Source organism: Leptospira alstonii serovar Sichuan str. 79601 (assembly GCF_000347175.1).
GTDB lineage: Bacteria > Spirochaetota > Leptospiria > Leptospirales > Leptospiraceae > Leptospira > Leptospira alstonii.
Genome location: NZ_ANIK01000024.1, coordinates 1 through 11790, shown reverse-complemented (window position 1 = coordinate 11790; position 11790 = coordinate 1). Strand labels below are relative to the sequence as shown.

Here is an 11790-nt window from a genome sequence, read left to right as displayed (position 1 = left end):
GGAAAGTATGCGACGGATCCGATTTGTGTGAAAAAAAATCAAAAAATAACGAAAAAATCCTCTCAGAACCCCTAACGTACATTAATTGAAAAATCGTCTCGAAACACTATGGTAACTCCTGTCACGACTCTGTGAATCGCTCTAAACGTAGGAGTTCCCACATTTCAAGCAGTGAAGGTTTAGCGGCCAGGTTTTTAAGTATTATGACTTTAGATCTCCAACAATTTTGCCTCAGCCGTATTCCCTTTTTCTAATGCGATTGCATGCGGAACTTGTTCCTCGGAGCTCAAACTTTTTTTATCAGCGCCGTTCTTTAAAAGCAACCGAATGATGTCGCTACTTCCGGAACGACTCGCGGCAATGTGCAAAGGGGTGATACCTCCCGGATTCTGAACGGAGTTCGCGTCCGCACCTTTTTCCAAAAGGAGTTCCACGACGGCCTTCTTTCCCGCCGCCACCGCTGAATGCAAAGCGGTATTTCCATAGGACAGTTTACTTTTAGAAGTAAGACTTAGATCGGCTCCCGAGAATATTAAGAATTTTGCAATTTCCAGGTGACCGAAATAGGAAGCAAGATGTAATGCGGACCAACCGTCTTTGGAAAACGAGTTGATCACATCCGAAGAATCGGCAACCAATCGTTGCGTTTCTTCCAAATCTCCGAGAGCCGCAGCTTCGAAAAGATTCCTGCTAGGACTGATTTTATAGATCTCTTTAGAAATATCTAATTTTCCATAATAAAGCGAAAATAGAACGGGAGTAATTCCCTCTTCCGTTAAACTCTGAAAAAGACTCGGATCCATTTTTAAAAGACCGATGACTTTCGTTTTTTGTCCACCCGCTATCGCCTGAAAGATTTCCTGCATTGACCACCGTCTCTTTTTGAGAGAGGATTAGAGCCCGTTTTCGAAAAAAATTCAAGAGAATTCTTGCTGCTCGTCCCAAAATCAGAATTTTCCGATTGATTCGCGACGGCCCTCTCGGTTTGAAAATGTAGGAAAGAATTTATTTCAATACCTTATATTTTCTTGACAATCATAGTCATAACATCGCGTTTCGCGAAGAACGACGTCGCCAATACGCGCTTCATTTTGTTTCTTTGCAAACAGCTCCGAATATTCCAGGTGCTACGCTGAGAAACAACGCCTTTGCTTCGCGGCTTTTGTTTGCCGCGCTCACTACGGGTCGCGCGGCAGGGATCGAAGCGGAGTCAAGTTATTGGAATTACGGAAATTGAATATACTAAGACGAAACGCAATAACTTGACTGAAGCCGAGAGCCCGGTCCATTGCTTTGGCAAAGCCAAAGCAATGGAGCCGCCATAATCGATCCTGAGAGAACGAGACGACTTGAGTTTCTACGAACATCCCTTCTTCAATTTCTCGGGACTCGTCGCTTTTGGAAAGGCGCTTACTTCAATTCTATAATATCGTAAGGTTGTAGATCCACGGAAATCGGAGTCGGAGTCAATAAGGCGTTTTCTCTTTCCGTGTCGAACATCGTAACACCCGGTTGTTGAAACTGAGTATTCCCCACATACAAAATTTTATCCGATGCAAGTAGAATACTCGAAAGACTCGCGTCATAACTCGACGGAATGGTAAGAAGAGTGGAAATTTTTTCTCCGGTACTCGGATTGAATCCTTGTAACGTCTTGGTAAATCCTGAATCCAAAACGGCGACGTAACCGACCGTATCCGATTTTACCTGTACGTTAAGAATATCTCCACCTGCAACGGCTTCCGCATAAATGAATCGAGAAAGAAAGGACCTCGTCGATAAACGAAACGCGCTCACTCCTCCGTCGATCCGACTTTGAAAACCCATTCTTGCGGGAGTCGCGATCACAAGATGTGCTTCTCCGAAAAGATCCACGAGTTGCGGTTTACCCACGGGATTTGGACTCGGAAAAGTATAAACTCCGATTACTTCATCCGTCGTAATACTAACCTCCAACAAAAGAGAGGTCGTGTTCGGTGGAAAATAACCCGAAGGATCGTTCCGATCCAACCTCTGCACACAGACAAAAAGAGAATCCCCTACGATTTTCAGTCCGCTCATCTCAGGAATTCCGTCCGGCGAAGCCCCGAGTGAAAATGATTCCGCATAACGTGCGAGATCGATAGAACCCGTGATCGTCATATACGTGGGATCCACGATCAACAAACGGGCCGAACCGTAGAGACTCACGTAAGCCTTGGACACACTCGCAAATTCCATATCCGCCGGATTGACTTTGAATCCGAGTGAAAGTTCCGAGACCGTGATAAATCCGTAGTTCGGCTCCAGAACCTGAATACTATCCCGATTGAGTCGGTTTAATACGAACACCTTTCCGATTCCAAAACGAGCCACAGCGTCCGAATGAATCGGAGTCAAGCCGGGATAACTGTAAAGAAGAGAAGGATTGACTACTTTAAAACGACCGCCGCCGCCGAAATCCGTGGTAACAACTCCGATATTTCCCGGTAAATTTTGAATCAGAAGAAGACTTAAAAAAGAAGGGCTCCGAATATCTCCGCAGGATACATTCAAAAAACAGAATAAAATAAAAACTTTAAGTTTCGAACTCATTTCAAAACCTCATACTCAGAGTCGCATACCAGCTTCTACCCGGAAGGGGATAACCGATCAGATCCGAAACTTTTTTATCCGTAAAATTTTTCACCTCAAACGTAAGTAAAAATTCTTTCGCAGGAGCCGATTCCTTCAAATTTCCAAGAGAATCCTTCACGGGTTCTCCCGGTTCCGTATAAAGAATCCAGGTGAAAAAATAATTCCAGATCTGTCTCGCGGGAATGTAATTGATGTATTCGTTCGTTCTATCCCGAAACACGGCTCCGATATACAACAATTCGATCCCGGTTTCCAATTTCTTTCCTCTCCAAGAAACCGTACTCGAAAACTCGTGCCTCGGCCTCAAAGGAAGAATTTTTCCGTTTAAATACGGGGACGAAGAATTGTTGATCGCCTCTTGATACGTATAATTGAATAAGAATTTAAAACCAAATTTCCAGTCTTCTCTATGAGAAAATTCTAATCCTCTAATTCTCGCGGAATCCACGTTTTCCGGTCTCAGAGTAAACTGAGAATTAGGAAGAAACAAAATCATATCCTTGATGTCTTTGGAAAAATAAGAAACGCTCGTTTTCGTTTTTAAAAAAGAATGATCCGTTTTGAATACGATTCCTCCGTCCCCGTTACCGCTCTGCTCCGGTTTTAAATTCGGATTGGCGATGATACTCCCCTGCTCTCCGAACATTTCCAAAAAAGAAGGAATTCTATACTGTTTGGAAACGTTTGCTTGAAATTGAACGTCCCAATTTTCCTTTTCGAACAACTTCCATACAAAACCGAATTTAGGATTTGTGAATGTAGTTTTTTTCTGATCTCCCGCCAAAGGATCCTGCCTTCTATACCAAGGTTCTTCCGAAGGAAAACGATCCTTGTAGTGATCCCAGGTCACGGAAGGGATCAAAAGAACCTTCGCGTCCCAAAGACGAATCTCGTCTTCCAAACGAAAGGAAGAATACGTTCTTTCCTTGAGAGGTTCCACTCTTCCGACAATATTGGTAGGAGTCAGCCTATCGCGATCGAAGGATTCCTTTTCCAAGGAGGCAAAACCTCGAACGATCTGATAGTAATCCGTAAGATACAAAGTCGGCATCAGTTGAACGCCCGCTTGTCGGATCTCCGCTCTGGAATTCGGAGTTCCTTTGGAAAACTCGGAACCCGGATCGAAAAGTTCGTCTTTGGCTACCGTATAAAAATTTCTAGACTCAAGACGAAAAGAATCCACGAATAAAGCTTTCGTATCCGTAGCAAAAGAACCCGTATATCGATCGTATTTTCTGTGAACCTGATTCGTCTGATTGGAACCCGGTCCGGGAAGACCGTGAATCCTATGATTGAAGTCGTTTAATAATTTCAGTTCGGTTTTGCCGATTTGATACTTAAGAGTTCCGAAAAGCGCCGCTCTTTCGAACGCCGCGTTCCTTCTTCGATCCATCGTGTCGTCTAACGCGTTTAAGACCACGGTCCCGTGATCGTTTTTAAAGGAAAAGTTCTGGTCCGATTTTTCTCCGAGCGCCAAAAAGCTCGTTCCGATTCCTTTGTAGGTTCCGGTATGAGAAATACTCGCCTTACCCGTGTTAAACGAACCGCCGCCCAAATTGATTCTTGTCTTCGGCTTTCCGGAATCTTTTCTTGTGACGAGGTTGACAGAACCACCGATCGCGGATCCGGAAAAGCCGATCGGATTTCCGGATCGATAGACTTCCACGCTTTCTAAACTGTCAAAAGGAAGATCCGCGAGATTGACTTCTCCCCCCTGGGAATTATTGATTGGAATTCCATCCAGATAAATTCTGGATTGATTCGGATTGGTTCCTCGGATGGAAAGAGTGGAATAAGAACCAAGACCTCCAAAGGATCTGACTCGGAGTCCCGCTTCTCTTTCCAAAACCTCGGGCAAAGACGTATAACGCGCCGAAGTTTCGTCGAGTTTGATCGCGGATTGAAATCCGCTCGGATTGGAGCGGAAATTGGAGGAACCAGAATCGGCTACCTTTCCGACCACCCGTACGGTTTCGGCCTTTTGAACCGAATCCTTTTTTTGAGCGGCCGTGGAACTTGAATTATCCTGAGCGATAATCCCGGAAACAAAAATGGAAAAAAACAGGATTATAGAATATTCTAAAATTCGAATGTATTTGATTGATCCCATATTTCGCCCGGGCGCAAGTAGGGAGAGAAAAATCGGGAGGACCCCGGCGGATATCGATCGTACGAAAACCTATTTTTCAAACCCGACCTTAGATCCCGAAAGTCCCATCAGTTTGTTTCCACTCGTTAGGTCTTCTGGCTTTCGCCGACTTCGCACCCTTCCCGTGAAAATCACAGTGGTATTATTGCGAAACCTTTGTTGGCGATTACAGCTGCGGGTTCAGCTCCGGACTTAAACCGGATTCCCTTCCTCTTTACGAGGACGAACAAGTTTCCGTTCCAAGATTTCGAAGCAGGGTTCGGCGAGCAAGAGAATTCTCGTGGAAAAGAGGGGAAGATGGTTCGAATCAATATGAAAATCAATCCTGGAGTTTGAACGATTCTCAGTATTCTTTCTACTGCTCACGTATTTTCAGATGTTTTACGGTGAATGATTCGTTTTGACCGGATGATTTACAGGCGGGGGATTCTATCGATAAAACTTTGAACGTAGGATGTCCAACCTTCCACCGCAACTACAGTTACAGCCTACATCGCCCCAAAAACAGCATAACCTGAAAAATAGAATTCACCAACGCCAACTTCCTCTCAGTCTGCCTTTGCGTCGTAACAACTTCCCATCTATTTCGCATTCCGGCCGGAGATTCCGATCGCTATTTTTCGTAGATTGATGCGGTATTGATTTGAATTCATGCTGGTCCTTTACTGCAGATTAATTTTTTTACAAAAGAAATCGTTTCTTGGATTAGACAATTTTTATTTCCAGACTACGTCTTGTAGTGCTTTTGTGTTGAATTTTACTACGCGTTTTATGTCGGTTTATTACGAGTTTCTCATGGACTCAGAATTGCAATGCGATGAGAATGTTTAAAGGCTGAAGTATCGAAACGAAATTCGCAGTTTTACGAAAGAGTTCTACATTCTTTCGTAAAATCTTTTTTAGACTAGGGCTTATCTTAACTTCGTTCCGGATCTGTTTCCGCTTCGCCGGGACTTCGCAAGCAAGAGAATTCGTTCAAGCCCCCGGAAGAATCGTTCCGTCGTCGGAAATCTTCGGACCCTTACCGGGAAAATCTTCCCTGGTAAGTTTTCTCATGAGATCGATCGTTTTCTTATCGGGATCGTACTGCGGAATCGAAGCCGAGTCGAGTTGTAAGGGAATGATTTTTCCTTTTACGAACTTACCTTGAGAATCGACTTCCGCCTCAAGCACGAGAGAATAACCGACGATCCCTCTCGAGGACAAGGCCCTATAACCCATAAAGTTACCGAGAGAATACGCGATCAATCTTCCCTTATACAATTCCATCGCACGCACGAGATGCGGTCCGTGACCGATCACCAAATCGGCTCCCGCATCGATCAGCGAATGGCTGAACTCAACCAAGTTTCCTCTGTATTCACCGTAAAAACGTTCCATCTGATTTTTTACGTGAAGAGCCGGACCGCCTTCCGCTCCTCCGTGAAAGGAAATAAAAACGAGTTGGGCCTTTCTCTTGGCCTCCTTTACGAGAGCGACACCTTCTTCGATTTCGTTCACGTTGTTATGCGACTTCAAATGAGAGAATCCGATCCAAGCGATCGAAACGTTCTTTACGTTCGTATACGTGATCATTCCCTTCTTACCCGTATAACGAATCCCGACTTCGGAAAGATTTTTCTGAGTATCGTCAAAACCTTGCTGATGAAAATCCAGAGAATGATTATTAGCGATACTTAATATATCAAACCCGACGTCCTTTAAAACCTTCGCGTAAGAAGGAGGAGTTCTGAACGCGAAGATCATTTTTCTGGAAGTGTCCTTGGAAGTATTCGGATAGTTGGTAAGAGTACTTTCGAAATTTCCGAAAAGAACGTCCCCACCTTTCAGATAATTCTCCACTTTGCCGAACAAAAACGATCTCGGGTCCTGGATGTTCAGCGGTTGCGGAAAATTGGTTCCCGGAACCATATCTCCCACGGCCTTGATTTTAATGTTCGCTTTGGGATCGGCAAAAAGCTCGGATGAAAAAAGAAAGAAAACGGATAAAACGGAAAGGATTACGGCTTGTTTCATGTCCTTTCATGAGTTTCAGGAGGAAGCGAATCGTAAAGCAGAATTTCTATCAAAAGAATTCCGGCCTTGCCCGATAGAATATTAGAATGGAAAAAATTCCCTGTAATACCTGCGGCTCCTACGAGTTCAAATCTCTCTTTTCCAAATCCAATCATAAGAACGAAATCTTTCATATCGTACAGTGTAAACGTTGCTCTCTCGTGCAGGTGAGCCCTCAACCTTCTCCCGAAGAAGTGGCCTCCTATTATTCGGAGGAATATTTTTTAAAACGAAGCGACCGAGGTTATGACAATTATTTTTCGGACGGAATCCGCAGCGAGATTTCCAGAGTGTACGGACTCAATTTGAAAGATCTTGATTTTCAAACTTGGGAAGAATTCTTGCCTTCCGCCAAACGTTGTTTAGACGTCGGTTGTGCGGCCGGTTATTTCGTAGACTACATGCGAAATAGAGGATGGGATTCGTACGGAATGGACATAGCCGAAGCGCCGATCAAATTCGCCCGTGAAAAACTGAAACTCAAAGTGGAACAAATCGACTTTTTGGAATGGATGCCGACTAACGCGGAAAAATTCGATCTCATCACCCTTTGGGCGTCCGTCGAACATTTACACAAACCCAAAGAAACATTAGAAAAAATTTATACACTTCTCAAACCCGGCGGAAGAATCATACTCTCCACTTGCAGATGGGGAATTCTCGCAAAACTACAGGGCCCTTCCTGGAGATACCTGAACGTTCCGGAACATCTCTATTACTATTCTCTACCTGCAATTATAAAACTCTGCGATTCCCTCGGATTTCAAAAGAAAAAACATATCACTTACGGAAGCGGACTTACTACAAAAAAAAACGCATCCTTGTTTTACAAAACCTTAAAGTATGTCGCCGATCCCGCGGTTAAATTTTTGGATCAGGGCGATATGATGGCCCTTTGTTTCGAAAAATAAGTGCCTGCCATTCCTTACTTCACAAGGGCGAAGTGAGTTTGGGTCGCATTGTAAAAAATTTCCAAATTCAAGCGGATAGAAAAGAAGATTTTTCCGTATAAAGTTTCGTCCAATGATCTCAGAAAAATCCAATATACTAAGTTTTACTTGCTATTTTAGGGATTATAGAGTAAAAAAGTCATCTCCAATTTTAGTTCCGGCGGTATCCCGAAAAAACGGAATCTTCCAATGGCCGTATAATACGGTTTAGACTCTCATCGAATAAAACGATTCATGATACCGAACGTTTGAGGTGCGTGTTTTGAAAAATAAAATCGAAAAAAATATCGTCTCCGGATTGATCGGAATCGTCTTGCTGAATTTCATCATGACCGCATCGGCCTATTACACGTTGAAACAATCCTTAGAACTCAAAAAATGGGAAACACACACTCAGGAAGTACTTTTAAATTTAGAGGAGGCTCTCTCTTCCTTTAACGAAGCCCACTCCGTTTTAAGAGCTTATATTTTATATTGGGCTCCGGAACAATTAAACGTTTATTTCAAAGACAAAAGTCTGGTTTTAGAACGAATTCGAGCGATTCGGGAGAAAACGATCGATAACCCTTTCCAACAACAAAAACTTTCGGTCATCGAATCCGATTTGAACGAAAAGTTTGCCTATATGGAAGAGATGGTTCTCGTAAGAAAATACAAATCCCCGCAAAGTTACGCGGGCTCGTTTCGTTCTCCGAAAGGAAACATCTTATCGGAAAAAATCAAGGCTCTCTTTAAGGAAGTAAAAGCGGAAGAACTTCGACTTTTAAATATCCGAAAAAACAACTCGAAAATAAACGTGACGATATCCGTCACACTGCTCTTTTCGGGAATCGTATTGAATCTTTCCTTCATTCTCTTCCAGAACTGGCTCATCTACAAGGAAAGTCAAAGACGTCAAAATGCGGAAGACGTCTTGGAAAAATCCAATCAAAATCTCAAAACTTATTCGGAACAATTGGAAAGATCCAACAAGGACTTAGAGGCGTTCTCTTATTCCGTTTCGCACGATCTTCGTTCTCCGGTTCGAGGTATATTAGGATTTTCTAAAATTCTAATTGAAGACCACGGAGGAGAATTAGGAAAGGAAAGCCGTAGGATCGTGGACATCATCATTCAGAACTCCGAAAACATGGGGGAACTCATAGACGATCTTTTGGAATTTTCAAGACTGGGAAGAAGGGAACCCGTATTCTCCAACGTGAATATGAAAGTTATGGCGAAAAACGTTTTGGAGGAAATCGCCAATTATTATCCGGATATGAAAATGGATTTTACCGTGGAGGATCTTCCTGATACAAAAGCCGATTCCGGCCTTCTCAAACAACTTTTATTCAACCTGATTTCCAATGCCTTTAAATATTCCAAAAATAAGGAAAATCCGAAAATCGAAATCGGATCGTATCAAAACGAAGAAGAAACCGTATTCTTCGTAAAAGACAACGGAGCCGGATTCGATATGAAATACCAACATAAACTGTTCAACATCTTTCAGAGATTACACCACGCCGATCAGTTCGAAGGAACCGGGGTCGGACTCGCGATCGTCAAAAGGGTCGCCGAAAGGCACAACGGTAGGGTTTGGGGGGAAGGAACATTGAACGAAGGCGCTTGTTTTTATTTTACGTTAGGAGTCGGCGATAAACATGAATAACCATCACGAAGAATTGATAACGATCCTTTATGCGGAAGACAATCCTCAGGACTCGGAACTCGCCCTGAGAAGTTTGAAAAGACACAATCTCACGAACCAAGTGAAACTCGTCAGAGACGGAGAGGAGGCGTTGGAATATTTATATGCGACCGGACGTTATGAAGATCGGGACAAAACACATTTGCCTTCCCTAATTCTTTTGGATTTGAAGATGCCCAAGGTGGACGGAATCGAAGTACTTAGAAAAGTAAGAAGCGAGGAAAACACGAAAATGATCCCCGTCGTCATACTTACCTCGTCCGCCGAAGAAAAAGACATCGTGGAAAGTTATAAACTTGGAGTGAACAGTTACGTCGTAAAACCTTTTGAATTCGACAAGTTCAGCGACGTAGCCAGCGAAATAGGATTCTATTGGGTTTTAGTAAACCAGAGTATAATCCGATAAAAGTCCGTATTTTTAAGTCCGTGCGATCTATACTTCAAACCCATGGAGCTACCCGAGGCCCGAGCCTCGGGTAAAGTCGGCAAATTGGACGATTCAAAAATTGTCTTACGATGTAGGAAAAAAGACGGTCTCTTTCGATAAATCCAAAAATCCACGTTAGACGTCATTTTAGACTTAAAGAGTAGATTATTAGAATATTATTTTTTTCTTAATTCTTCCGCCTTGTCGATACTCCTCCGGCGGTTTTCGAGCATCGCGTTTTCCACCGTCAATCTGGCCTCCTCAAAACCTTTTTCATCCAAATTCCTCGGTATATAAATCGGTTCTCCGTACGAAACGACGAAAGTGGTGAACGGTTTCGGAATTCTATGTTTGTCCCAGGCCCTTTCGGCGATCCACTGCCGCGTACATTCATAGTGCATCGGAACGATCGGAACCTGAGAAACCTGCGCAGAAGCGATCAAACCCGGTTGAACGATAAACGCCGGACCTCTCGGACCGTCGGGTGTAACCGCGGCGGGAAGATTTTTTTTAAGATGAGTGATCAATGCCTTGAGGGCCTTGGAGCCTCCCTTGGAAGAACTTCCCCGAACGCTGTAGTTGCCGAAACGATGAACGACTTGATTGATAAAGTCCCCATCCTTGGATTCGGAAATCAGAACGGCGGCTCCCACGTTTCGATTGAGATAAGGAGAATACAAAACGTTGGTATGCCAGATCGAAAGGATGTAAGGTTTTTTTTCCTTGCGGAGTTTTTCGATACTTTCGTTGCCGATATTGATTCTTCGAGAAGTGAGACCGATCAACCTTTGTAAATTGACCACGAGAAACGGAATGAACCAGATTAAAAACTTTCTCTTGAACGATTGTTTTCCGTTCTTATTAGAATTTTCTTCCATGTAAGCACGAGATTTTTTTAAATTTGGAAATTCATCATCTCTTTTTTGAACTGGAACTCCACCGTATTTGACGCGGGTTTGTGAAAAAAGTTTGGGTTGTCGAGCGATCCATAGAGAGCGAGACAGCCAAAAGCCGCGAAGCGAAAGCGTTGGCTCTTAGCGTAGCTAAGATGAGCGATCCATAGATTAGTATGATTCTTGGACGTAAGACAGCTCGAAGTGTGATATTCTTGATTCGACGGAGTCAAGAAGGCCGATGGCAGATTGATCGCTCTCTTGGGGCTTAGACCCCGGTCCATAGATGAATCTAAATCGGCCACCGCAAACCAAAGTGTGGCGGCTTAACAAAGTCGACCGCGAATAGGAGTGCTGGTGATATCACCCGGCTTTGTTAAGACCTTCCGCCCTCTGTCATTTTAGGAGAAAAGAAATGAACAGTCAAGAAATCAAGTATGTAGGAATTGATTGCGGAAAGAAAAGTTTAGAGGTTGTTCGAATTAATTCGGAGAACTCGCTCGAACGTCGGCAATTCAGTACAACGGAAAGCGGTATTAGCAGTTTATTAAAATGGCTGACTTTAAATGATATTGTAGGTCTGGAAGCGGGCTCTCAATCTTTTAGAATTGCAAAATCAATTTTAAACAAAGGGATTCAAGTAATTGTCTTGAATCCCGGAGACTTAGCAACGATCTATCAATCTTTGAAAAAGACTGATAAAGAAGACAGTTTAAAAATAGCCAGGCTCATTCAACGTTATCCAATAGAAGAATTACCGGTTGTTCCGATTCCCACGGATGAAGAGGAAGATAATCGGCGATTGTGTACAGAGCATGAGAACTGGACAAGGCAACTGACGCAAGGTAAGAATCGACTTCACAGTTTATTCACTCAAGCCGGTTTGACTGAAATCACCAAAAAGCATTTACGAACAAAAGCATCCAGAGAAGTTTCTGTAGCTTTACTTCCTGATCGATACAAAAAGGAAGCGGAACGAATCTTAAAAGTTTTAGATTTAGTCGAACTAA

General features: G+C 43.3%; 9 protein-coding genes, 1 pseudogene and 1 riboswitch. Of the genes and pseudogenes, 5 read left to right on the top strand and 5 right to left on the bottom strand.

All coding sequences use genetic code 11. The features are described 5' to 3' along the window. Positions 1-209: 209 nt before the first annotated feature. From LEP1GSC194_RS05295 to LEP1GSC194_RS05285, 3 genes are all read right to left on the bottom strand, one after another. Positions 210-866 (bottom strand): ankyrin repeat domain-containing protein, encoded by a 657-nt coding sequence (locus LEP1GSC194_RS05295; protein WP_020772633.1) that lies wholly within the window; start codon positions 864-866, stop codon positions 210-212. 544 nt (positions 867-1410) lie between these two features. After that, the gene (locus LEP1GSC194_RS05290) at positions 1411-2574 is read right to left on the bottom strand and encodes a YncE family protein (protein WP_020772640.1); all 1164 of its coding nucleotides are present in this window, start codon (positions 2572-2574) and stop codon (positions 1411-1413) included. A gap of 1 nt (position 2575) precedes the next feature. Next, on the bottom strand, positions 2576-4726 hold the full coding sequence (locus tag LEP1GSC194_RS05285; protein ID WP_020772631.1) for a TonB-dependent receptor plug domain-containing protein: 2151 nt from the start codon (positions 4724-4726) through the stop codon (positions 2576-2578). A gap of 107 nt (positions 4727-4833) precedes the next feature. Then, positions 4834-5011, bottom strand: a riboswitch (cobalamin riboswitch). A gap of 173 nt (positions 5012-5184) precedes the next feature. Between LEP1GSC194_RS05285 and LEP1GSC194_RS23555 the strand changes: the two are divergent. Then, positions 5185-5283, top strand: a pseudogene (locus LEP1GSC194_RS23555) (DUF1564 family protein); the annotation flags it as partial. A gap of 457 nt (positions 5284-5740) precedes the next feature. Here LEP1GSC194_RS23555 and LEP1GSC194_RS05280 read toward each other — a convergent pair. Next, a complete protein-coding gene (locus tag LEP1GSC194_RS05280; protein WP_020772634.1) occupies positions 5741-6781 on the bottom strand; it encodes a CapA family protein in 1041 nt (346 codons plus the stop codon). Positions 6782-6867: 86 nt separating this feature from the next. Between LEP1GSC194_RS05280 and LEP1GSC194_RS05275 the strand changes: the two genes are divergently transcribed. The 3 genes from LEP1GSC194_RS05275 (at position 6868) to LEP1GSC194_RS05265 (ending at position 9866) form a co-directional block, all read left to right on the top strand. After that, the gene (locus LEP1GSC194_RS05275; RefSeq protein ID WP_036041491.1) at positions 6868-7731 is read left to right on the top strand and encodes a class I SAM-dependent methyltransferase; all 864 of its coding nucleotides are present in this window, start codon (positions 6868-6870) and stop codon (positions 7729-7731) included. Positions 7732-8032: 301 nt separating this feature from the next. Next, positions 8033-9421: a sensor histidine kinase gene (locus tag LEP1GSC194_RS05270; protein WP_051185312.1), complete on the top strand. Its 1389-nt coding sequence runs from the start codon at positions 8033-8035 to the stop codon at positions 9419-9421. Then, positions 9414-9866, top strand: a complete 453-nt coding sequence (locus LEP1GSC194_RS05265; protein WP_017807830.1) for a response regulator — start codon at positions 9414-9416, stop codon at positions 9864-9866. Before LEP1GSC194_RS05270 ends, LEP1GSC194_RS05265 begins: the two co-directional genes overlap by 8 nt. Positions 9867-10063: 197 nt before the next feature. On the opposite strand, the gene LEP1GSC194_RS05260 is transcribed toward LEP1GSC194_RS05265, so the two are convergent. Further along, positions 10064-10765, bottom strand: coding sequence for a lysophospholipid acyltransferase family protein (locus LEP1GSC194_RS05260; RefSeq protein ID WP_020772635.1), 702 nt, complete (start codon positions 10763-10765; stop codon positions 10064-10066). 430 nt (positions 10766-11195) lie between these two features. On the opposite strand from LEP1GSC194_RS05260, the gene LEP1GSC194_RS05255 reads away from it, so the two are divergent. Further along, positions 11196-11790, top strand: a 595-nt coding sequence (locus LEP1GSC194_RS05255; RefSeq protein ID WP_036040806.1) for an IS110 family transposase, incomplete at its 3' end; no start/stop codon positions are given.

What these genes read in the sequence shown, in the direction of transcription:
- LEP1GSC194_RS05280 (WP_020772634.1), bottom strand. Translation starts at nt 6,781, where the DNA reads ATGAAACAAGCCGTAATCCTTTCCGTTTTATCCGTTTTCTTTCTTTTT.
- LEP1GSC194_RS05275 (WP_036041491.1), top strand. Translation starts at nt 6,868, where the DNA reads ATGGAAAAAATTCCCTGTAATACCTGCGGCTCCTACGAGTTCAAATCT.
- LEP1GSC194_RS05285 (WP_020772631.1), bottom strand. Translation starts at nt 4,726, where the DNA reads ATGGGATCAATCAAATACATTCGAATTTTAGAATATTCTATAATCCTG.
- LEP1GSC194_RS05295 (WP_020772633.1), bottom strand. Translation starts at nt 866, where the DNA reads ATGCAGGAAATCTTTCAGGCGATAGCGGGTGGACAAAAAACGAAAGTC.
- LEP1GSC194_RS05260 (WP_020772635.1), bottom strand. Translation starts at nt 10,765, where the DNA reads ATGGAAGAAAATTCTAATAAGAACGGAAAACAATCGTTCAAGAGAAAG.
- LEP1GSC194_RS05265 (WP_017807830.1), top strand. Translation starts at nt 9,414, where the DNA reads ATGAATAACCATCACGAAGAATTGATAACGATCCTTTATGCGGAAGAC.
- LEP1GSC194_RS05290 (WP_020772640.1), bottom strand. Translation starts at nt 2,574, where the DNA reads ATGAGTTCGAAACTTAAAGTTTTTATTTTATTCTGTTTTTTGAATGTA.